This is a genomic window from Streptomyces sp. NPDC031111 (assembly GCF_055570675.1).
The window spans coordinates 119,896-141,405 of sequence record NZ_JBVIGS010000018.1; the positions used below are offsets into that span (position 1 = coordinate 119,896).

Genomic DNA, 21,510 nt, shown 5'->3' on the forward strand with positions numbered 1-21,510 from the left:
GCCCCGGAGAGTGGGACACGGACCGGCCACCGAGCGAAGAGAGCAGCCATGACCCATCCCACCATTCCCGGATTCACCCACCAGCGCGTCCCCGTCGACGAGGGAGTCGCGCTCCACGTCGCCGTCGGCGGTACCGGCTCCCCGGTCGTCCTGCTGCACGGGTTCCCCCAGACCCACCTGATGTGGCGGCACGTCGCCGCGGACCTCGCGGCCGACCACACCGTCATCTGCCCCGACCTGCGCGGCTACGGCGCCAGCGACAAGCCCGCCGAGGCCGGTCCCGACACCTACTCCAAGCGGACCATGGCGCGTGACGTCGTCACACTGGCCCGCCGGCTCGGTCACGAGCGTTTCGCTCTCGCCGGCCACGACCGGGGCGCCCTCGTGGCCTTCCGGGCCGGACTCGACCACCCGTCCGCGATCACCCACCTGGCCTGTCTGGACGTCCTGCCCACCCTCGACATGTGGGAGGCGCTGCACGGCACCTCGGCCGCCGTCGGCTTCCACCTCTACCTCATGGCGCAGCCGCCCGGACTGCCCGAGCGGATGATCGAGGCGAGCGCCGACGCGTTCTTCGCCCACTTCCTGGACCTCTGGGCCAAGGACCCCGGTGCCGTGCCCGCCGACGTCCGTGCGGCCTACCTCGCGGCCTGCCGGGACGCCGTCCCGTCGATCGTCGCCGACTACCGCGCCTCCGCCGGTGTCGACGTGGAGCACGACAAGGCCGACCGGGCGGCCGGGAACGGGCTCACCATGCCCGTCTCCGTGCTCCAGCAGGACTGGGGCGCCGCCCTCGGCTACGAGGCCGCCGCGCTGTGGGGCGCCTGGGCCGCCGACCTGCGCCACTCGACCGTGGACTGCGGCCACTTCATGGCCGAGGAGGCGCCGGCGGACATCGCCCGGGCCCTGCGCGAGCTCATCGCGCGCTAGAACGGGCCCGGTCGTCGCGCAGGGCGCACAGGACGTCGATGCGGTTGGTGGTGATCGAGTCGACGCCCAGGGCCAGCAGGCGGCGCATGGAGCGGCGGGTGTCCGGGGTCCAGACGGACAGCAGGTGGCCGCCGCGGTGGACCCGGTCGGCGAGGGCACGGTCGACCAGGCCGAAGCGGTAGTTCAGCCAGCGCGGGCGGATCGCCTCCAGCAGGCCGGCGCGCGGCGGGGCCAGGGTCGTCCTGGTGAGGGCGATCTCGGCGGCCGGGTCCGCCGCGCGCACGGCGAGCATGGCGGGGGCGCCCGCGCAGTAGTACACGCGGTCCTGGGCACCCTGGTCGCGTACGGCGTCCACGACCCGGCGCGCCGCGCGCACGTCCGGCGTGCCGGGCAGGTCGATCATCACCCGGCTGCCGTCCGTCGCCGCCAGCGCGTCGGAGAGCGTGGGCACCCCGTCGTCCGTGACCCCGCGCACCTCCTCCCACGACAGCGACAGCAGCGGACGGTCGTGCTCCCAGAGCCGCTTCAGCGTGTCGTCGTGCAGCAGCACCGGGACGCCGTCCCGGGTGAGGCGTACGTCGATCTCCACCGCGTCGGCGCCCCGGTGGAGCGCCGAACGCAGCGAGGCGAGCGTGTTCTCCCGGACGCGGTACGGGTCGCCGCGGTGCGCCACGGCGGTCACGTTCTGCATGGCGGCCTTTCGCGGGGTGGTCAGGAGGCGAGCCAGGACGAGGTGTAGGTGTCGATCTCGGCGGCCAGCCGCGCCTTGCCGGCCGGGTCCATGAACGACGCGTCGACCGCGTTCTTCGCCAGTGCGGCCAGACCCCGCTCGTCGAGCTCCAGCAGGCGCGCGGCGACCGCGTACTCGTTGTTGAGGTCGGTGCCGAACATCGGCGGGTCGTCGGAGTTGACGGTGACGAGGACACCGGCCCGCGTGAACTCCTTTATGGGGTGCTCGTCGAGCGTGGCCACCGCGCGGGTGGCGATGTTGGAGGTGGGGCACACCTCCAGCGGGATGCGGCGCTCGGCCAGGTGCCGCAGCAGCTCGGGGTCGCGGGCGGAGCTGGTGCCGTGGCCGATGCGCTCGGCGCCGAGCTCGTTGAGCGCGTCCCACACGGTCTCCGGTCCCGTGGTCTCGCCGGCGTGCGGCACGGAGTGCAGTCCGGCGGCGATCGCGCGGTCGAAGTACGGCTTGAACTGCGGGCGGGGCACGCCGATCTCGGGTCCGCCGAGACCGAACGAGACCAGTCCCTCCGGACGCAGCCGGTCGTCGGTGGCGAGCCGCACGGTCTCCTCGGCGGACTCCAGCCCGGCCTCCCCGGGAATGTCGAAGCACCAGCGCAGTACGGTCCCGAACTCGGCCTCCGCCGCCTTGCGGGCGTCCTCGATCGCGTCCATGAAGGCCCGCTCGTCGATGCCGCGCCGCGTGGAGGAGAACGGGGTGATGGTCAGCTCCGCGTACCGCACCTGCTGCCGGGCCAGCTCACGGGCCACCTCGTAGGTGAGCAGCCGCACGTCCTCGGGGGTGCGGATGAGGTCGACGACCGACAGGTACACCTCGATGAAGTGGGCGAAGTCCGTGAACGTGAAGTAGTCGGCCAGGGCCTCGGGGTCGGTGGGGACCTTGGAGTCGGGGTGGCGGGCGGCCAGTTCCGAGACGATGCGGGGGGAGGCTGAGCCGACGTGGTGCACATGCAGTTCGGCCTTGGGCAGCCCGGCGATGAAGGCACGCAGATCGCGTGGGACGCGCGGATCGACGAGATGGTCGGTCAAGGGTTCCTCCCCGGAACGGCGCCCCCGGCCGCACGGGCGGCGGGGCGCGGATGATCGGCTGATCGGTGACTCGGGGTCATCGTAGGCGGTGGGGCGGGGACCCAGGGGCGGCGCGGGGGGCCCGAGCCGTAGCATGACGGGACGATCGAGGCCAGGGGGGAACTCCAGATGACGGACGCGACGCAGCCGGGCGGGGACACCGCGGGCGCCGACGATCCATGGGCGGCCCCCGAGCCCAGGACCTCACTGGACAAGAACCGTCCGTCCGGCGACGGCCCCCCTCCGCGGTTCCCGGGCACCCCGACCGTCGCCGACGGGCTGTCCGTGCCGTCCGTGCACAACCAGCCCACCATCGCCTCCATGCCGGGAGCCGGCTTCGTCCCGCCCGCCGGGGCCACACCCCCGGGCGGCCCCGCGCCGTTCGACGCCCCGGGCTCCGCGGTTCCCCCGCCGCCCATCGCGCCCACCGGCCCCGGGATACCCGGCGGGTACGGCCATCCCGGCCACCCCGGCCACTCCGGCCACTCCGGCTACGCCGCGGGCTACGGCTGGCCGGGCATGCCGATGCACCGGGAGAACGGCATGGGCGTCGCGGCCATGGTGCTCGGCATCCTGGCCTGCTGTCTGTTCTGCCTGTACGGCGTGGTCTCCGTCGTCCTCGGCATCCTCGCCATCGTCTTCGGCGTCAAGGGCCGCCAGAAGGCCGAGCAGGGCCTGGCGGACAACCACGGACAGGCCCAGGCCGGCCTGATCATGGGCATCATCGGCCTCGTGCTCGGCATCGTCGTGATCGTCCTGATAGCGATCGGCGTCACGGCCGCCATCAACAGCGAGGACGAGGGCCTGGAGGACGAGGAGTACTACGGCGCCCACCACCCGGTGGCCACCGCGCCCGCCTTCCGCTGAGACCTGCCGGCACCCGCCCGCACCGCCGACGGCCCGAGCCCCCGCACAGCGGGCTCGGGCCGTCGGCCTCTTGAGGGACTGTCAGAGCGCCAGGCCCGTGAGGACCATCACCCGCTCGTAGGTGTAGTCGTCCATCGCGAACTTCACGCCCTCGCGGCCCACACCGGACTGCTTGGCACCGCCGTACGGCATCTGGTCGGCGCGGTAGGAGGGCACGTCGCCGATGACCACACCGCCGACCTCCAGGGCGCGGTGGGCCCGGAAGGCGGTCTGTAGGTCGTGGGTGAACACACCTGCCTGGAGGCCGTACTTGGAGTCGTTGACGGCGGCGAAGGCCGCGGCCTCGCCGTCCACCTTCTGCACGGTCAGCACCGGTCCGAAGACCTCCTCGCAGGAGATCGTCGCGTCGGCCGGTACGTCGGTGAGCACGGTCGGGGCGTAGGAGGCGCCGTCGCGCTTGCCGCCGGTGTGCAGCGTGGCGCCCGCCGCGACGGCCTCGTCGACCCAGGACTCCACGCGTTCCGCGGCGGCCTCGCTGACCAGCGGCCCGACGTCGGTGGCGTCGTCGGCCGGGTCGCCGGTGACCTGCGCCTCGACGGCGGCGACGATGCGGGGGAGCAGCCGGTTGTACACCGACGCGTCCGCGATCACGCGCTGCACGGAGATGCAGGACTGGCCGCCCTGGTAGTTGGAGAAGGTCGCGATGCGCTGCGCGGCCCGGTCCAGGTCCTCGTCGCTCGCGAAGTCGGCGAGGACGACGGCCGCGCCGTTGCCGCCGAGCTCCAGGGTGCAGTGCTTGCGCGGCACCGAGTCCATGATCGCGTAGCCGACCTTCTCGGAGCCGGTGAAGGAGATGACCGGCAGCCGCTCGTCCTGGACGAGGGCGGGCATGCGGTCGTTGGGGACCGGGAGGATGCTCCACGAACCCGCGGGCAGCTCGGTCTCGGCGAGCAGCTCACCGAGGATCAGGCCGGAGAGGGGGGTGGCGGGCGCCGGCTTGAGGATGATCGGGGCGCCGGCGGCGATCGCGGGGGCGATCTTGTGCGCGCACAGGTTCAGCGGGAAGTTGAACGGCGCGATGCCGAGGACGACGCCCTTGGGGAAGCGGCGGGTGAAGGCGAGCCGGCCCTGGCCGCCGGCGTCGGTGTCGAGGCGCTGGGCCTCGCCGCCGTTGAAGCGGCGGGCCTCCTCGGCGGCGAAGCGGAACACCGAGACGGCGCGGCCGACCTCGCCGCGCGCCCACTTGATCGGCTTGCCGTTCTCGGCGGAGATCAGGCGGGCGATCTCCTCGGTGCGCTCGACGAGACGGCGGCTGACGTGGTCCAGGGCGGCGGCGCGGACGTGGGCCGGGGTGGCGGCGAAGTCCTCGCGGACGGCGTGGGCGGCGGAGACGGCGTCCTCGATCTGGGCGTCGGTGGGGACGCTGACGGTGCCGACGGTGCGGCCGTCCCAGGGGGAGGTGACGTCGAACGTGGTCTCGCCGGTGGCCTGGCGGCCGGCGAGCCAGAAGGCGGTGGTGGAAGTCATGTGCGGGTTCCGGCCCTTCCGCGTTGGGGGTGTGTGCGTGCGTGGGTTGCTGGGTCCACGGTAGGGCGGGGGGTGGGGGGTGGAGTTTGGCCGAGTCGTAGTGGTGGGGGTGGGGCGGTTCTACGGTTTGGCGGGGTGGGGGCCCTTTGGGTTTGTCGCCCCCGCCGCCCCTTCCCGTCCCGTCCCCGGGGGCTCCGCCCCCGGACCCCCGCTCCTCAAACGCCGGAGGGGCTGGGGGCGCCGGGGTGGGCTGGGAGGGTCCCGGAGGGCTGGGAGGGTGCCGGAGGGCTGGGGGGCCGGAGGGGCTGGGAGTGGTGCCGGAGGGCTGGGAGTGGTGCGGGGTGGGTGGGGAGTGTGGCGGGTGGGCTGGGAGTGGTGCGGGGTGGGTGGGGAGTGTGGCGGGTGGGCTGGGAGTGGTGCCGGAGGGCTGGGAGTGGTGCGGGGTGGGTGGGGAGTGTGGCGGGTGGGCTGGGGGTGTGCCAGGTGGCTGGGGGCCTGAGGGGCTGGGAGGGATGTCGGCCAGAGGGCTGAGGGTGTGCCGGAGGGGGAGGGCTGAGGGGGTGCCGGAGGGGGAGGGGTGTCGGCTGGAGGGGCTGGGTTGCTACTCCGACGTTGTTGCCTTCAGGGCCAGCCACAGTTCCATGCGGGTGTCCGGGTCGTCGAGGGAGCGGCCGAGGATTTCCTCCACTCGGCGCATGCGGTAGCGGAGGGTGTGGCGGTGGACGCCGAGGTCCGCTGCCGCCGCGTCCCACTGGCCGTGGCGGGAGAGCCAGGCGCGGAGGGAGGCGACCAGGTCGCCCCGGCCGGTCGCGTCGTGTTCGTGCAGGGCACGCAGCAGCCCGTCGGCGAACGCCCGGACCGCGTCCTCCGCGAGCAGCGGCAGGACCGATCCGGCGGCCATGTGCTCGTGCTCCACCAGCACCCGTCCACGCCGCCGCGCCACCGAGAGCGCCTGTTCGGCCTGTTTGTAGGCGGCGGACGCGGCGATCGGCCCGGCCGGCGCGGACAGTCCGACGACCAGTTCGTCGTCGTCGGCCTTGCGGGCCGTCTCCCGCGCGGCGGCGTGGTCGCAGCAGCCGGCCACTGCGGCACCCCCGTCGGCGGCCAGCACGACCAGCCGCTCCCCCTCCGGTACGACCAGGACCGCCTCGCCGGAACGGGCCGCGGCGGACTCCACCACCTCGGCGAGGGCGCCGAGGGCGTCACCGTTCGCCTCGCCCCCGGCGGCCACGACGATCCGGAACGGCGCGTCGAGGAGGTCGCCGTACAGGTCGCCGGCGACCGCGCGGGCGTGGTCCGGCTCCCCGGCGAGCAGCATCCGCAGCACGGCGGCGCCGATGCGCTGCTCGGCCGCGTGCAGGGAGCGGGAGCGTTCCGTGGTCAGGGTGAGCAGGGCGACGGCGGAGTGGACGGCGTACCGCTCGGCGGTGCCGAGGGCGGCGGCCGTACCGACGGCGAGCGCCGCGCGGGGGCGCCGGCCGGTGCCGAGGGAGTGCAGTTCGACCCGGTCCTCGTTCTCCGGTCCCGCCACGACCGAGGAGGCGGGCGCGGGCCGTTCCCGCAGCCGGGTCACGTCCGGGGTGAGCCGGGTGGCGCGCCGGCCCGCCCAGTCCGGTGCCGCCGCCACGACGGCACCCGAGGCGTCGTACAGGGCGGCCCACCCGTCGACCTGGGCGGCGAGGGCGGCCAGCAGCCCCTCCGGGCCCTCCGTCAGCGCCTGCTTGGTGAGCTCCCGCTGGGCCGCGAAGCCCGCGGTGACCGAGCGGTACTGGTCGGCGGCGATCGCGGCGGACACGGCCTTGCTGATCGCGAGGAACGGGGTGCGGCGGGGCACCTCCAGCAGCGGCAGGCCCTCCTCGCGCGCGGCGTCGACGAGGGCGTCGGGGATGTCCTCGTAGTGGACGCCGACGGCGAATCCGAGGCCGACGACTCCCGCCCCCACCAGCCGCCGCACATAGCGGCGCATGGCGTCCGGGTCCTCCGCGTCCAGCTTGAGCGCGGTGATCAGCAGGAGTTCCCCGCCCTCCATGTAGGGGACGGGATCGGCCAGCTCACTGGCGTGCGCCCAGCGGACCGGCACGTCGAGGCGGTCCTCGCCCGCGCGCACGGTCAGTTTGAGCGCGGAGTGGTGGACGAGCGAGGCGAGCGTCGGGGGCATCGGTGCCTTGAGCCTTCGGGTCTGCGTCGGGTGTGTGAGAACTCGGTGATCTTTTGGCCGTCACGTATGAACGGCCTGTGTCGATTCTGCCTCACTGTACGGTCCCCGGGTGCCCCGACCGGACAGCTCACTCCCGCAGATCCACCAGCAGCGGCGGCGCGTGCTCCCCCTTGACGTCCGTCAGGGACAACACCGCGTGCCCCGGCGGCACCGCGTGCGCCAACTCCGACGCCGACCACCGCTCCCGCTCGACCTGCCGCACGGTGACCGCCCGCGCGGTCGGCGCCTTGCCGGTGATGGCCCGCCGCAGCGCGTGCACGGCCTTCCCCGCCGGGCTCTCGGCGATGATCTGGCGGTCGGTGACGTCCCGCGCCTCGGTCCACTCCTTCCCCCACACCTCGGCGAAGTCCTGGCCGTCCCAGGGGGTGACCCCGGCCAGCGCCATCCGGCAGCCGGTGGCCCCGAGCAGCGGTCCGCGCAACGGCCTCGGTACGTCGTCCAGGGTGCGCAGGGTGAGTACGGCGCCCGCGTTGGCCGACCGCAGCCGCTGGATGCCGCGCACGGCCTCCGGGGTGACCACACCCGTCGCGTCGTCCAGCACCAGACAGGCGAAGAGGGAGCGGTCCTCGCGCACCGTCACGCTCGCCGTGAACTGGGCGAGGACCAGCCGGGCCAGCATCCGTGAGGCGTCCGCGTGCCCGCGCTGGGGCAGGTCGACGCGCACCCGCACCGGGTGGTCCAGCGCCTTGAGCGAGAACGGCCGGGACCGGCCTGAGGTGTCGAAGAACCCCGCGAAGGCGGGCCGGTCCAGCAGCGCCACCCGGTCCGCGAGGGTGCCGCCGACATCGCCGGGGTGCGCCATCTGCCGCTCCCGGGCGTCGAGTTCACGCAGCAGTGACTCCTGGCCTGTGGCCTGGAGCCCGTCGCGCAGTTCGGCCAGCGGGCCGGGTGCGCCGTCGAGGAGCTGCCGCAGCTCGGGGACGGAGGGGAAGCGGCCGTGCACCGCGCGGAACGGGCCCAGGAGCTGGGCGAGGACGGTGGTGGACCTGCGGCTGTCGCTGCCCGGATGCGGATCCGCCAGGTCACCCACCAGCGCCTCCGCGAGCACGGCGGCGGCCTCGTCGGGGTCCGTCGTGCCGCCGTACAGGTCGAGGTCGTAGACGGAGTCGGGGTTGCCGATCCGTACGACGACGTCGTACGCCTCGGCCGGGCCGAGCCCCGCGCCCGCCGCGCCGACCACGACCACGGCGGCCTTCCCGGCGAGCGCCTGGAGGCACATCGACTCGGCGAGGGGGAGGACGAGGCCGCCGGTCTTGCCGGAACCGGCCGGTCCGACGGCGAGCAGGGAGGTGCCGAGCAGCTCCGGGCCGAGGGCGAGTCCGGTGCCGCGGTAGACGTAGGGGTTGCGCGGGTCGTCGGCGGTGGTGCCGAGCCGTACCTGCCCGGTGAGCAGGTCGTGCCGGGCCTGCCGGGCGGGCAGGTCGCGTGCGCCGGAGGGGTGGGCGCAGGCGGCGGCGCCGTGGCTGAGCACCGCACCGGTGAACGTGGCGAGGCTGTGCCGGCCGTTGTGCACGCCCTGCCAGGCACGGGTGATGCGGGCGTGGTCGACGTCCCGCATCAGCCCGGCGCGGGCGTCGGCGGCGAGCCGCTCGGCGGCGTCGGTGGCCCCGGCGGCGCGGAGGGCGGGCCAGGCGGCGGGGTCGGCCTCCGGAGTGGGCGGGCGCGGGTCCCGTACGGGGCCCCGGCGCCAGGCGGGCGGGCCGTAGCGGCGCCAGATCTCGCCCCAGCGGCCCAGGCGGCCCACGCCGACCATGATGATCCCGGCGACCAGCACGTAGTAGGCGTAGACGACCACCACGGCGCCGAAGCTGTGGGGCTCCGCCCAGGAGTCGGGGATCATCGCGTAGAGGGGGAGCAGCCACCAGCCGCCGAGGTAGCCGTTCCACAGCAGGGACCAGATGAGCCAGCCGACGAGGAACGCGATCAGGGCGCCGCTGAGCAGCTGGCGGCCCGGGATGCGCTCCGGCTCCTCCTCCGGGCGGGGGCGGTGTCCGAACCGCCATACGCCGGGGAGGGCCTCGGGGCGGGGGGTGCGGAGCCAGGTGAGGAACGCGGAGCCGTCGGGCGGGGGTGGCATGCCGGGTGCCCTCGTGGGGCGTGGGGGAGTTGTCGGTACGTCCGGTGGGCCCGCTGGGCGCGGTACGGGGTTCGCGTGTGTGCCCCGTGCGTCCTGGGTACCGTCGCTGTTCATCGCCCCTGCCCCCTGAGCAGCCGCTCCATCCGCCATCAGCGAGTCAATCTAACGCCCTGACAGGGCGAGTTCATCGCTTACACGGCGGAGCTGCGGGCAGTCGTGCCTCCCCCAGTGCCTTAAGGGCCTGGGAGGTACCCCCAGGGCGGCACGGGTGGGCGCAGCGGTACCCCGCGAACGCGGGTGAGTGCAACCCACCCCCGCTATGTCCACCACGGACAACCACAGACCCCGGACAACGCCCACATGGAGCATGCCCACCCCTCGTTCCCCGACCTAGCCTGCGAGAAAAGAACGCACGTGTCCGAAACACCCCCCAGGAGCCCCGCATGACCGCACTTCCGCAGGAGCGCCGCGTCGTCACCGCCATCCCCGGCCCGAAGTCGCAGGAGTTGCAGGCCCGCCGCACCGCCGCGGTCGCGCAGGGCGTGGGCTCCGTGCTTCCCGTGTTCACCGCCCGCGCGGGCGGCGGGATCATCGAGGACGTCGACGGCAACCGGCTGATCGACTTCGGCTCGGGCATCGCCGTGACCTCCGTCGGTGCCTCCGCCGAGGCCGTCGTACGCCGTGCCTCCGCCCAGCTCGCCGACTTCACCCACACCTGCTTCATGGTCACGCCCTACGAGGGCTACGTCGCCGTCGCCGAGGCGCTCGCCGAGCTGACGCCGGGCGACCACGCCAAGAAGTCCGCGCTGTTCAACAGCGGCGCCGAGGCCGTCGAGAACGCCGTGAAGATCGCGCGTGCGTACACCAAGCGGCAGGCGGTCGTCGTCTTCGACCACGGCTACCACGGCCGCACCAACCTCACCATGGCGCTGACCGCGAAGAACATGCCGTACAAGCACGGCTTCGGCCCGTTCGCGCCCGAGGTGTACCGCGTCCCGGTCGCCTACGGCTACCGCTGGCCGACCGGCCCGGAGAACGCGGGTCCGGAGGCCGCCGCGCAGGCCATCGACCAGATCTCCAAGCAGGTCGGCGCCGAGAACGTGGCCGCGATCATCATCGAGCCGGTGCTCGGCGAGGGCGGCTTCATCGAGCCGGCCAAGGGCTTCCTGCCGGCGATCAGCGAGTTCGCCTCGGACAACGGCATCGTCTTCGTCGCCGACGAGATCCAGTCCGGCTTCTGCCGCACCGGCCAGTGGTTCGCCTGTGAGGACGAGGGCATCGTCCCCGACCTGATCACCACCGCGAAGGGCATCGCCGGCGGTCTGCCGCTGGCCGCCGTCACCGGCCGCGCCGAGATCATGGACGCCGCCCACTCGGGCGGTCTGGGCGGCACCTACGGCGGCAACCCGGTGGCCTGCGCGGGCGCGCTCGGCGCGATCGAGACGATGAAGGAGCTCGACCTCAACGCCAGGGCGAAGGCGATCGAGGCCGTCATGAAGGCCCGTCTCACCGCCATGGCCGAGAAGTTCGACATCATCGGCGACGTCCGCGGACGTGGCGCGATGATCGCCATCGAACTGGTCAAGGACCGCGACACCAAGGAGCCGAACCCCGAGGCGACCGCCGCGCTGGCCAAGGCCTGCCACCAGGAGGGCCTGCTGGTCCTGACCTGTGGCACCTACGGCAACGTGTTGCGTTTCCTGCCGCCGCTGGTCATCGGCGAGGACCTGCTGAACGAGGGCCTCGACATCATCGAGCAGGCGTTCGCGCGCATCTGAGCCGGTATCGGGGCAGGTGAGCCGCCCTGGAACGGCCGCCGGGCGGGCCGAGCGGCAGAGCGTGTGAAGAACGTGTGCGGGGTGGATGACAGGAGCCCGTTCGCCCTGTCGCGGGGCCACCCCCTGCCGTAGGTTTCTACCCGGATGAGAGATACACCCCGCCCACAGGGGACTGTGGGCGGATCAGGCCGGGGCCTCCCCAGCTTCGACCTGGTCGTGCCCTCGCGCACACAAACCGGGGCCTGAAGGCTTCGGGTCTCCTCACGATCGGACGGTCGCCCGCCCCAAACCCCCCGGGGCGCGCGACGTTCCGATCAGGACGGCCACCCGCGCACCTCACACGGCAAGCCGTTCCCCGTGGGGCCGGCGCTACCCCCCCCTTGCGCCGGCCCTTCGGTGCGTCATCGCCCCTCACCTGCGAAGCTGTGCGGCATGCTGCTGCTCGGACCGCCCGTTCTCCTCTTCGTGCTGATCACCTGGCAGGTCGTCGTCGACGGGCCGCTGCTGGGACTCGACGAGCGGCTGAGCCGGGCCCTGGTCCACCCGGACCGGGCCTCGGAGCTGCTCGCCGACCTCGGCAACGTCCAGGTGGCCGTACCGGTCCTGGTGACGGCGCTCGCGTACACCGCCTGGTACGGGCGTGCCACAGGTGTGGACCGCTGGTGGCTGCCGCCCGCCGCCGGGGCCGCGGCGATGGTGCTGGTGCCGGTGCTGGTCGCGCCCCTGAAGGAGTGGACCGACCGCCCCGGCACCCCCGCCGTGCCTCCGGCGGTCGGCTACTACCCCTCCGGGCACACGGCGACCGCCGTCGTGGCGTACGGAGCGGCGGCGCTGCTCCTCGTTCCGCTGCTGCGTTCGCCGGCGGTCCGCCGGGTGCTCGTCGTGGTCTGCGCCGTCCTGGTGGCCGGCGCCTCGTTCGGGCTGGTGCGCCGGGGCTACCACTGGCCGCTGGACGTGGCGGCCAGCTGGTGCCTCGGCGCGGTGCTGCTGATCTGTCTGTGGCTGCTGGTCAGCCGAAGTAGCCGTCGAACGTCCGCTGGAACTCCCAGCCGCCGAACCGGTCCCAGTTGATCGACCAGGTCATCAGCCCGCGCAGTTCGGGCCAGGTGCCGTGGGTCGCGTACGAGCCGCAGTTCACGCGCTTCGTCAGACAGTCGAGGGTCTTGGTGACCTCGGCCGGGGACACGTGCCCGTTGCCCGCGTTGGTGGTGGCCGGCATGCCGATGGCGACCTGGTCGGCGCGCAGCGGCGGGAAGACGTTGTTCGCGTCGCCGGCCACCGGGAAGCCGGTGAGCAGCATGTCGGTCATGGCGATGTGGAAGTCGGCGCCGCCCATGGAGTGGTACTGGTTGTCCAGGCCCATGATCGGCCCGGAGTTGTAGTCCTGGACGTGCAGCAGGGTCAGGTCGTCGCGCATGGCGTGGATCACCGGGAGGTACGCGCCCGCCCGCGGGTCCTGGCCGCCCCACTTGCCGGTGCCGTAGTACTGGTAGCCGAGCTGGACGAAGAAGGTCTCCGGGGCCATGGTCAGCACGAAGTCGTCGCCGTACTTGGCCTTGAGGGTCTTCAGGGCGGAGATCAGGTTGACGATCACCGGGGTCTTCGGGTTCTTGAAGTCGGTGTCGTCGGCGTTCAGGGAGAGGGAGTGGCCCTCGAAGTCGATGTCCAGGCCGTCGAGTCCGTACTCGTCGATGATCTTCGAGACGGAGGAGACGAAGGTGTCCCTGGCGGCCGTCGTGGTCAGCTGCACCTGGCCGTTCTGGCCGCCGATGGAGATCAGCACCTTCTTGCCGGCCGCCTGCTTGGCCTTGATCGCGGCCTTGAACTCGGCGTCGCTCTCCACGCCCGGGCACTCGGAGGCCGGGCAGCGCTCGAAGCGGATGTCGCCCGAGGTGACCGAGGTCGGCTCGCCGAAGGCCAGGTCGATGACGTCCCAGCTGTCGGGGACGTCGGCCAGGCGCGTGTAGCCGGAGCCGTTGGCGAAGCTGGCGTGGAGGTAGCCGACCAGGGCGTGGGGCGGGAGGTCGGAGGGGCCGCCGCCCGAGTCGGGGGCGCCCGTCGTCGCGGTCACGGTGGCCGAGCGGGCCGACTCGCCCGCGTCGTTGACCGCCGTGACCTGGAAGGCGTACGTCGACGACGGGGACAGCCCGGACACGGTGGCCGACGTCCCGCTCACCGTCTGCACCTTGGCGCCGTCGCGGTAGACCGCGTAGCCGGTGGCGCCCGCGACCGGCGACCAGGACAGGGCCACGCTGGTCGAGGTGACGGTACCGGCCTTGAGACCCGTGGGCGGGGCGGGCGGCTGCCCGGTCTCGCCGCCCGGGCCGGTGAGCGTGATGTCGTCGGCGTGATAGGCGCCGGTGCCGTACCAGCCGTGGGTGTAGATCGTGACGCGGGTCGTGGAGGGGCCGGTGCGGAAGGTGGTGGTGAGCTGCCGCCAGTCGGGGGCGGACTGGGTCCAGGCGGAGACGTCGGTGGTGCCGGTGCCGCTCGCGCCGAGGTAGACGTAGCTGCCGCGGACGTAACCGGAGAGCGTGTACTGGGAGTCCGGTTTCACGGTGACGGTCTGCGCGCAACGGGCGTTGTCGGCGCCGGCGGGCGTCGCCTGGAGTGCCGAAACGCCGCTGCGGACGGGCGAGTTCACGGTCGTACCGGCCGTGCAGCTCCAGCCGTCGAGGCCGGACTCGAATCCGCCGTTCCTGGCGAGGTCGGCGTCGGCCGCGCGGGCGGCCGACGAGAGCGCGGTCATTCCGGTGGCGGCGAGGGCGGTGGCGGTGAGCAGGGCGACGAGGGGCCGACGGGCGAGAGGTCTGGAGCGGTCCACAAGGGCCTCCGGGCAGGGGGGAATTGGAGGGGTGGAGCGCGCTCAATTTGGTCCAGACCAATTCGGTTGTCAAGCCCTCGCGCGGTTCAGCTGTCGAAGCCGAGGCCCAGCCGGTCCATCGTCCGCAGCCAGAGATTGCGGCGCCCGCCCTGCGCGTCCGCCCTGGCCAGGGACCACTTGGTGAGGGTGATACCGGTCCAGGCGAACGGTTCCGGCGGGAACGGCAGCGGCTTTCGGCGCACCATCTCCAGCTCCGTGCGCTCGGTCCGTTCCCCCGCCAGCAGGTCCAGCATCACCTCGGCGCCGAAGCGGGTGGCGCCGACGCCGAGCCCCGTGTAGCCCGCCGCGTACGCCACCTTCCCCGCGTGGGCCGTGCCGAAGAACGCCGAGAAGCGGGAGCAGGTGTCGATCGCCCCGCCCCAGGCGTGGGTGAAGCGGACCCCCTCCAGCTGCGGGAAGCAGGTGAAGAAGTGCCCGGCGAGCTTGGCGTAGGTCTCCGGCCGGTCGTCGTACTCGGCGCGCACCCGGCCGCCGTACGGATAGATCGCGTCGTAGCCGCCCCACAGGATCCGGTTGTCTGCGGAGAGCCGGAAGTAGTGGAACTGGTTGGCGCTGTCCCCGAGGCCCTGGCGGTTCTTCCAGCCGACCGACGCCAGCTGCCCGGCGGTGAGCGGCTCGGTCATCAGGGCGTAGTCGTAGACCGGGACGGTGTAGGGGCGGACCCGTCTGACCAGGCTGGGGAAGACATTGGTGCCGAGCGCCACCGCGCGGGAGCGGATCCGCCCGTACGGGGTGCGTACGGCCATGCCGGCACCGTACGGCCTCAGGGTGAGGGCGGGGGTGTGCTCGTACACGCGCACGCCGAGGTCGAGGCAGGCCCGCTTCAGGCCCCAGGCGAGCCTGGCCGGGTGGAGCATCGCCACACCGCGGCGGTCGTGGAGGCCGGCCTCGAAGGTCGGGGAGTTCACCTGGTCCCGTACGGCCTCGGTGTCCAGGTACTCGATGCCGTCGGCGAGGCCCTCGGCCCGGATCTCCTCGAACCACTCCTTCAGCTCCCGGGCCTGGTACGGCTCGGTGGCGACGTCGATCTCGCCGGTGCGTTCGAAGTCGCAGTCGATGGAGTGGCGGGCGACCGTCTCCTCGATGGCGTCGAGGTTGCGGGCGCCCAGCCGCTCCAGGGTGTGGATCTCGTCCGGCCAGCGGGCCAGTCCGTTGGGCAGGCCGTGGGTGAGGGAGGCGGCGCAGAACCCGCCGTTGCGGCCGGAGGCGGCCCAGCCCACCTCGCGGCCCTCCACCAGTACGACGTCCCGGGAGGGGTCGCGCTCCTTCGCGATCAGCGCGGTCCACAGTCCGCTGTAGCCGCCCCCGACGACCAGCAGATCGCAGGTCTCGGCCCCGGTGAGGGCGGGCTCGGGGTCCGGCCTGCCGGGGTCGTCCAGCCAGTAGGAGGCCGGACGGGCCTCGGAAAGGGATTTCGTCCAACGGCTCATGGCGCTCGGGGCCATGATTTCAACTCCCTACAGGGGCCTGCGGATTTGTTTCTATGCCTTCTGGCGGTTGCGGCGATTGCCGATGACCATGGAGACCAGTACCAGCAGAACGGCGATGACGAACATGGCCGTACCGATGACATTGATCTGTACGGGCGTTCCGCGCTGGGCGGAGCCCCAGACGAACATCGGGAAGGTGACGGTCGAGCCGGCGTTGAAATTGGTGATGATGAAATCGTCGAAGGAGAGCGCGAAGGCGAGCAGCGCGCCCGCCGCGATGCCGGGGGCGGCGATGGGCAGCGTGACCCGGACGAAGGTCTGGAACGGACCGGCGTACAGGTCCTGCGCGGCCTGCTCCAGCCGGGGGTCCATCGACATCACGCGCGCCTTCACGGCGACCACCACGAAGCTCAGGCAGAACATGATGTGGGCGATCAGAATCGTCCAGAACCCCAGCTCGGCACCCATGTTGAGGAACAGGGTGAGCAGCGAGGCCGCCATCACGACCTCGGGCATCGCCATCGGCAGGAAGATCAGCGAGTTCACGGCGCCACGGGCGCGGAAGCGGTAGCGGACCAGCGCGAAGGCGATCATCGTGCCGAGCAGGGTGGCGCCGAGCGTCGCCCACAGTGCGATCTGGAGGCTGAGCGTGAGCGAACCGCACAGCCCGGAGACCCCGCAGGGGTCCCGCCACGCGTCCGTGGAGAACTCCTGCCATTCGTAATTGAAACGCCCCTTCGGATTGTTGAAGGAGAACACGGTGACGACGACGTTCGGCAGGAGCAGATACCCGAGGGTCAGCAGTCCCGCGATGACGACCAGACGGCGCTTGAGCCAATTGACGAAGGTCATTTAAACCAGATCCTCCGTGCCGGACTTGCGGATGTAGAACGTGACCATGATGAGGATCGCGGCCATCAGGATGAACGAGAGCGCCGCGGCCGTCGGATAGTCGAGAATCCGCAGGAACTGCGACTGGATCACATTGCCGACCATGCGGGTGTCGGTGGAGCCGAGCAGATCCGCGTTGACGTAGTCGCCGGTCGCCGGGATGAAGGTCAGCAGCGTGCCGGAGACCACGCCCGGCATCGACAGCGGGAAGGTGACCTTGCGGAAGGTGGTCGAGGGCTTGGCGTACAGGTCGTTCGCCGCCTCGTGCAGCCGCGGGTCGATGCGCTCCAGGGAGGTGTAGAGCGGCAGGATCATGAACGGCAGGAAGTTGTACGTCAGACCGCAGACCACCGCGAGCGGGGTGGCGAGCACCCGGTCGCCGGCGGTCCAGCCGAGCCAGGCGGTGACGTCCAGGACGTGCAGGGTGTCCAGGGCGCTGACCAGGGGGCCGCTGTCGGCCAGGATCGTCTTCCAGGCGAGGGTGCGGATCAGGAAGCTGGTGAAGAACGGCGCGATCACCAGGATCATGATCAGGTTCCGCCAGCGCCCCGCGCGGAAGGCGATCAGATACGCCAGCGGGTAGCCCAGCAGCAGACACAGCACGGTCGCGGAGGCCGCGTAGAGCACCGAGCGGACGAACTGCGGCCAGTACTCGGACAGCGCGTCCCAGTAGGTGGCGAAGTGCCAGGTGACCTCGTACCCCTCCTCCAGGGAGCCCGTCTGCACGGACGTGGAGGCCTGGTAGATCACCGGCAGTGCGAAGAACACGACCAGCCACAGCAGTCCGGGCAGCAGCAGCCAGTACGGCGTCCAGCGGCCCCGCCTGCGCGGTGGTTTCGGCTCCGGCGGGGCGGGCGCCAGGGGTGGCGCCTCGGTGACCGTCGTCATCGGGCGACCTCTTCCTCGACGCTTTCCACGCCCGCGTCGATGTCCTGGGCCGCGTCCAGGCCGAAGGTGTGCGCCGGGTCCCAGTGCAGGACGACCTCGGTGCCCGGCACCAACCGGGCGTCGCGGTCGATGTTCTGGACGTAGACCTCGAAGTCGGCGCAGACCGGGCTGTCGACCACGAACTGCGTGGAGACGCCGATGAAGCTGGAGTCCGCGATCCGGCCGGTGATGCGGTTGCGGCCCTCGGCTATCTCCCCGGCGTCGTCGACGTGGGTGAGGGAGATCTTCTCCGGGCGCACCCCGACCAGCACCTTGCCGCCGGTCGTCGTGGGCGCGCTGTTGCGGGCCCCGGGCAGGACGAGCTTGCCGCCGCCCGCCTTGAGGACGATCTCGTCGCCGGACCTGGTGTCGACCTCGGCCTCGATGAAGTTGGAGGTGCCGAGGAAGTTGGCGACGAAGGTGGTGCGCGGGTTCTCGTAGAGGTCGGCGGGCGAGCCGAGCTGCTCGACCCGGCCCGCGTTCATCACGGCGACGGTGTCGGCCATGGTCATGGCCTCCTCCTGGTCGTGCGTGACGTGCACGAAGGTGATGCCGACCTCGGTCTGGATCCGCTTGAGCTCCAGTTGCATCTGGCGGCGCAGCTTCAGGTCGAGGGCGCCGAGCGGCTCGTCGAGCAGCAGCACCTTGGGGTGGTTGATCAGGGCGCGGGCGACCGCGACGCGCTGCTGCTGGCCGCCGGAGAGCTGGTGCGGCTTCTTGCGGGCCTGCTCGCCGAGCTGGACCAGCTCCAGCATCTCCTCGACCTGCTTCCTCACGCTCTTGATGCCGCGCCGGCGCAGACCGAAGGCGACGTTCTCGAAGATGTCGAGGTGCGGGAAGAGGGCGTAGGACTGGAAGACCGTGTTCACCGGCCGCTTGTACGGCGGGAGCGCGGTGACGTCCTGGTCGCCGAGGTGGACGGTGCCTCCGGTGGGCTCCTCCAGGCCGGCGATCATCCGCAGGGTGGTGGTCTTGCCGCAGCCGGAGGCGCCGAGCAGGGCGAAGAAGGAGCCCTGCGGGACGGTCAGGTCGAGCGGGTGCACGGCGGTGAAGGAGCCGTACGTCTTGCTGATGCCGGTGAGTCGGACGTCCCCGCCCTGGCCGGCCGCGGTGGTGTCTTTGGTCGTCTTCATCTCGTCACGCCCCAGTGAGCTTCGCGAACTTCTCTTCGAATTCCGTTTCTTCCTTGGAGCTCAGGGAGCGGAAGGCACGGGACTTGGCCTGCATGGCCTTGTCGGGGAGGATCAGCGGATTGTTCGCCGCGTCCTCGTCGATCCGCGCGAGCTCGTCCTTCACTCCGTCGACGGGACAGACGAAGTTGATGTAGGCGGCGAGCTGGGCGGCGGGCTGCGGCTCGAAGTAGTAGTCGATCAGCCGCTCGGCGTTCGTCTTGTGCCGGGCCTTGTTGGGGATCAGCATGTTGTCGCTGGACGTCATGTAGCCGCTGTCCGGGATCAGGAACTCGATGTCCGGGTTGTCGGCCTTGAGCTGGACGACGTCACCGGCCCAGGCCAGACAGGCGGCGAAGTCGCCCTTGGTGAGGTCGGCGGTGTAGTCGTTGCCGGTGAAGCGGCGGACCTGGCCCTTGTCGACGGCCTTCTGCAACCGGGCGATCGCCGCGTCGTAGTCGTCGGCGGAGAACTTCGCCGGGTCCTTCTCCATGTCGAGCAGCGTCATGCCTACGGTGTCGCGCATCTCCGTGAGCAGACCGACGCGGCCCTTGAGCTTCGGGTTGTCCAGGAGGTCGGCGAGCGTCCTCACCTCGACGCCGTCGAGCGCATTCTTGTTGTAGGCGATGACCGTCGAGATGCCCTGCCAGGGGTACGAGTAGGCGCGGCCCGGGTCCCAGTCGGGGTTGCGGAACTGGGCCGACAGATGGGTGAAGGCGTTCGGGAGGTTCGCCGGGTCCAGCTTCTGCACCCAGCCGAGGCGGATCAGCCGGGCGGCCAGCCAGTCGGTGAGCACGATGATGTCGCGGCCGGAGTCCTGGCCGGCGGCCAGCTGCGGCTTGATCTTGCCGAAGAACTCGGTGTTGTCGTTGATGTCCTCGGTGTATTTGACCTTGATCCCGGTGCGTTTCGTGAACGCCTCCAGCGTGGGGTGCGTGCGCCCGCTGTCGTCGACGTCCATGTACTCGGTCCAGTTGGAGAAGTTGACGGTCTTCTCCTTCTCGGAGTGGTCCTCCGCCGAGACGCCGCCCTGCGTGTTGCCGGCCGCGGGGATCCCGCAGCCGCTCAGCGCCCCGAGTCCGCCCACCGCGAGCGCGCCGCCCGCGGAGGCGCGCAACAGGGAACGGCGGGTCAGGGCCGCCCTGCCGTTGCGGAAGCTGCGCCGCATGGCGGCCACCTGGGCCGGGGAGGGGCGGTCGGGCTCGTACTGCTCCATGCGCGTGGTTGCCCTTTCGGGAGAGTGTGGCCGCGGGTCGGGCGGCCTGGCTGCTATCGGTCCCCGAAGACGGTGCGGTGCCAGTCCTTGCGGACCACCGCCGTGTTGTCGAACATGACGTGCTTGATCTGGGTGTACTCCTCGAACGAGTACGCGGACATGTCCTTGCCGAAGCCGGACGCCTTGTACCCTCCGTGCGGCATCTCGCTGATGATCGGGATGTGGTCGTTGATCCACACGCACCCCGCCTTGATCTCGCGGGTGGCACGGCCCGTGCGGTACACGTCCCGGCTCCAGGCGGAGGCGGCGAGCCCGTACGGGGTGTCGTTGGCCAGCGCGATGCCCTCGTCGTCGGTGTCGAAGGGCAGCACGACCAGCACCGGCCCGAAGATCTCGGACTGCACGACCTCGCTGTCCTGCGGCGCGCCGGCGATGAGGGTGGGGCGATAGTACGCGCCGTTCCCCAGCTCGCCCAGGGGCGTGTCGCCGCCGGTCACGACGCGCGCGTAGGCACGCGCCCGGTCGACGAAACCGGCCACCCGGTCGCGCTGGACGTGCGAGATCAGCGGGCCGAGGTCGGTGCCGGGCGCGAAGGGGTCGCCGAGCCGCACGGTCTCCATCAGGGCGGCGGTGCGCTCGACGAACGCCTCGTAGAGCGGGCGCTGCACATACGCGCGCGTGGCGGCCGTGCAGTCCTGCCCGGTGTTGATGAGCGCGCCCGCGACCGCGCCGTTGACGGCGGCGTCGAGGTCGGCGTCGTCGAAGACGACGAAGGGTGCCTTGCCGCCGAGCTCCAGGTGCAGGCGCTTGACGGTGGCGGTGGCGATCTCGGCGACCCGCCTGCCGACGGCGGTGGAGCCGGTGAAGGAGGTCATGGCCACGTCGGGGTGGCCGACCAGGTGCTCGCCCGCCTCCTTGCCGGTCCCGGTGACGATGTTGATCACGCCGTCAGGGATGCCCGCGTCGGTGGCGGCCTGGGCGAAGAGGAGCGAGGTCAGCGGGGTGAGCTCGGCGGGCTTGAGGACGATGGTGTTGCCCGCGGCGATCGCCGGGAGGATCTTCCAGGCGGCCATCTGGAGCGGATAGTTCCAGGGGGCGATGGAGCCGACGACGCCGATGGGCTCGCGGCGGACGTACGAGGTGTGGTCGCCGGAGTACTCGCCGGCCGACTGGCCCTGGAGGTGGCGGGCGGCGCCGGCGAAGTAGGCGATGTTGTCGATCGTGCCCGGGACGTCGAATTCCCGGCTCAGCTTCAGGGGCTTGCCGCACTGGAGTGACTCCGCACGGGCGAAGTCCTCCGCGCGGTCGGCGACGACGGCGGCGAACCGGTGCAGGGCGTCGGACCGCTCGCCGGGGGTGGCACCGGCCCAGGCCGGAAACGCCTCCCGCGCGGCGGCGACGGCCGCGTCGACGTCGTCGGTGCCGGCGAGTTCGTAGGTGTACACCTCCGCGCCGGTGGCGGGGTCGACGACCGCGTGGGTCCGGCCCGAGGTGCCCTTGGTCAGTCGTCCCGCGACGAACTGCGCACCGTCCGTGAACCGGTCCTGGGCGGGAAACCGCTCCGGGGTGGTGCTGCCCGGGTTGTGCATGTCGCTCCTCCGTGTCCCCGAGGGGGGCGGCGTGGCTCCAGCTCGATTTGAGTGCCGATCCTGACAGAGCGATGGGACTCCAACAAGGGATTCCGTTGTTGCCTTTTGGTTACGCGACGGAATCTGTCGACCGGGTGTCGAGTTACTGCGGAAAAGGCAGGACGGAGTGTCAGTGGTCGCTGCGAGACTCCTGCC

General features: G+C 71.8%; 16 protein-coding genes. 4 read left to right on the plus strand and 12 right to left on the minus strand.

Translation table 11 applies throughout. The annotated features are described in order from the left end of the window. The first annotated feature begins 48 nt into the window (after nt 1-48). A complete protein-coding gene (locus ACZ470_RS31045) occupies nt 49-930 on the plus strand; it encodes an alpha/beta fold hydrolase (protein WP_468432556.1) in 882 nt (293 codons plus the stop codon). Here the strand turns inward: ACZ470_RS31045 and ACZ470_RS31050 are convergent. Further along, nucleotides 917-1,621 (minus strand): glycerophosphodiester phosphodiesterase, encoded by a 705-nt coding sequence (locus ACZ470_RS31050; protein WP_468432558.1) that lies wholly within the window; start codon nt 1,619-1,621, stop codon nt 917-919. The genes ACZ470_RS31045 and ACZ470_RS31050 overlap by 14 nt on opposite strands. A 20-nt stretch (nt 1,622-1,641) precedes the next feature. After that, nucleotides 1,642-2,703 carry an adenosine deaminase gene (locus tag ACZ470_RS31055; protein ID WP_468432560.1) on the minus strand — a complete coding sequence of 354 codons (1,062 nt, stop codon included), beginning with the start codon at nt 2,701-2,703 and terminating at the stop codon, nt 1,642-1,644. 168 nt (nt 2,704-2,871) lie between these two features. On the opposite strand from ACZ470_RS31055, the gene ACZ470_RS31060 reads away from it, so the two are divergent. Further along, entirely contained in the window at nt 2,872-3,609 is a 738-nt protein-coding gene (locus ACZ470_RS31060; protein ID WP_468432562.1) for a DUF4190 domain-containing protein, read from the plus strand. A gap of 81 nt (nt 3,610-3,690) precedes the next feature. Here ACZ470_RS31060 and ACZ470_RS31065 read toward each other — a convergent pair whose 3' ends face one another. The 3 genes from ACZ470_RS31065 to ACZ470_RS31075 form a co-directional block, all read right to left on the minus strand. Further along, a complete protein-coding gene (locus ACZ470_RS31065) occupies nt 3,691-5,136 on the minus strand; it encodes an aldehyde dehydrogenase family protein (RefSeq protein WP_468432564.1) in 1,446 nt (481 codons plus the stop codon). Nucleotides 5,137-5,737: 601 nt separating this feature from the next. Then, the gene (locus tag ACZ470_RS31070; protein WP_468432566.1) at nt 5,738-7,294 is read right to left on the minus strand and encodes a PucR family transcriptional regulator; all 1,557 of its coding nucleotides are present in this window, start codon (nt 7,292-7,294) and stop codon (nt 5,738-5,740) included. Nucleotides 7,295-7,421: 127 nt separating this feature from the next. Further along, nucleotides 7,422-9,545: an ATP-binding protein gene (locus ACZ470_RS31075; RefSeq protein ID WP_468432568.1), complete on the minus strand. Its 2,124-nt coding sequence runs from the start codon at nt 9,543-9,545 to the stop codon at nt 7,422-7,424. Nucleotides 9,546-9,874: 329 nt separating this feature from the next. Here ACZ470_RS31075 and gabT point away from each other — a divergent pair, with 329 nt between their 5' ends. Both gabT and ACZ470_RS31085 read left to right on the plus strand, forming a co-directional pair. Continuing rightward, entirely contained in the window at nt 9,875-11,209 is a 1,335-nt protein-coding gene (gabT, locus tag ACZ470_RS31080; protein ID WP_468432570.1) for a 4-aminobutyrate--2-oxoglutarate transaminase, read from the plus strand. 432 nt (nt 11,210-11,641) lie between these two features. Then, the gene (locus tag ACZ470_RS31085; RefSeq protein WP_468432572.1) at nt 11,642-12,280 is read left to right on the plus strand and encodes a phosphatase PAP2 family protein; all 639 of its coding nucleotides are present in this window, start codon (nt 11,642-11,644) and stop codon (nt 12,278-12,280) included. Here the strand turns inward: ACZ470_RS31085 and ACZ470_RS31090 are convergent. The 7 genes from ACZ470_RS31090 to ACZ470_RS31120 form a co-directional block, all read right to left on the minus strand. Beyond that, complete coding sequence (locus ACZ470_RS31090; protein ID WP_468432574.1) at nt 12,219-14,033, minus strand: chitinase; 1,815 nt, start codon at nt 14,031-14,033, stop codon at nt 12,219-12,221. The genes ACZ470_RS31085 and ACZ470_RS31090 overlap by 62 nt on opposite strands. Before the next feature lie 86 nt (nt 14,034-14,119). Beyond that, entirely contained in the window at nt 14,120-15,538 is a 1,419-nt protein-coding gene (locus tag ACZ470_RS31095; protein ID WP_468432576.1) for an NAD(P)/FAD-dependent oxidoreductase, read from the minus strand. A 36-nt stretch (nt 15,539-15,574) separates the two neighbouring features. Then, a complete protein-coding gene (locus ACZ470_RS31100) occupies nt 15,575-16,375 on the minus strand; it encodes an ABC transporter permease (RefSeq protein WP_468432578.1) in 801 nt (266 codons plus the stop codon). Then, nucleotides 16,376-17,302 carry an ABC transporter permease gene (locus ACZ470_RS31105; protein ID WP_468432580.1) on the minus strand — a complete coding sequence of 309 codons (927 nt, stop codon included), beginning with the start codon at nt 17,300-17,302 and terminating at the stop codon, nt 16,376-16,378. Beyond that, the gene (locus tag ACZ470_RS31110) at nt 17,299-18,474 is read right to left on the minus strand and encodes an ABC transporter ATP-binding protein (RefSeq protein WP_468432582.1); all 1,176 of its coding nucleotides are present in this window, start codon (nt 18,472-18,474) and stop codon (nt 17,299-17,301) included. Before ACZ470_RS31110 ends, ACZ470_RS31105 begins: the two co-directional genes overlap by 4 nt. 4 nt (nt 18,475-18,478) lie before the next feature. Then, nucleotides 18,479-19,726, minus strand: a complete 1,248-nt coding sequence (locus tag ACZ470_RS31115; RefSeq protein ID WP_468432584.1) for a polyamine ABC transporter substrate-binding protein — start codon at nt 19,724-19,726, stop codon at nt 18,479-18,481. A 53-nt stretch (nt 19,727-19,779) separates the two neighbouring features. Continuing rightward, nucleotides 19,780-21,315, minus strand: coding sequence for a gamma-aminobutyraldehyde dehydrogenase (locus ACZ470_RS31120; protein ID WP_468432586.1), 1,536 nt, complete (start codon nt 21,313-21,315; stop codon nt 19,780-19,782). Nucleotides 21,316-21,510: the final 195 nt, after the last annotated feature.

Coding starts and splice junctions, on each gene's coding strand:
- ACZ470_RS31065 (WP_468432564.1), bottom strand. CDS start 5,136: ATGACTTCCACCACCGCCTTCTGGCTCGCCGGCCGCCAGGCCACCGGC.
- ACZ470_RS31045 (WP_468432556.1), top strand. CDS start 49: ATGACCCATCCCACCATTCCCGGATTCACCCACCAGCGCGTCCCCGTC.
- ACZ470_RS31120 (WP_468432586.1), bottom strand. CDS start 21,315: ATGCACAACCCGGGCAGCACCACCCCGGAGCGGTTTCCCGCCCAGGAC.
- gabT (WP_468432570.1), top strand. CDS start 9,875: ATGACCGCACTTCCGCAGGAGCGCCGCGTCGTCACCGCCATCCCCGGC.
- ACZ470_RS31060 (WP_468432562.1), top strand. CDS start 2,872: ATGACGGACGCGACGCAGCCGGGCGGGGACACCGCGGGCGCCGACGAT.
- ACZ470_RS31110 (WP_468432582.1), bottom strand. CDS start 18,474: ATGAAGACGACCAAAGACACCACCGCGGCCGGCCAGGGCGGGGACGTC.
- ACZ470_RS31105 (WP_468432580.1), bottom strand. CDS start 17,302: ATGACGACGGTCACCGAGGCGCCACCCCTGGCGCCCGCCCCGCCGGAG.
- ACZ470_RS31070 (WP_468432566.1), bottom strand. CDS start 7,294: ATGCCCCCGACGCTCGCCTCGCTCGTCCACCACTCCGCGCTCAAACTG.
- ACZ470_RS31075 (WP_468432568.1), bottom strand. CDS start 9,545: ATGAACAGCGACGGTACCCAGGACGCACGGGGCACACACGCGAACCCC.
- ACZ470_RS31100 (WP_468432578.1), bottom strand. CDS start 16,375: ATGACCTTCGTCAATTGGCTCAAGCGCCGTCTGGTCGTCATCGCGGGA.
- ACZ470_RS31095 (WP_468432576.1), bottom strand. CDS start 15,538: ATGGCCCCGAGCGCCATGAGCCGTTGGACGAAATCCCTTTCCGAGGCC.
- ACZ470_RS31085 (WP_468432572.1), top strand. CDS start 11,642: ATGCTGCTGCTCGGACCGCCCGTTCTCCTCTTCGTGCTGATCACCTGG.
- ACZ470_RS31115 (WP_468432584.1), bottom strand. CDS start 19,726: ATGGAGCAGTACGAGCCCGACCGCCCCTCCCCGGCCCAGGTGGCCGCC.
- ACZ470_RS31050 (WP_468432558.1), bottom strand. CDS start 1,621: ATGCAGAACGTGACCGCCGTGGCGCACCGCGGCGACCCGTACCGCGTC.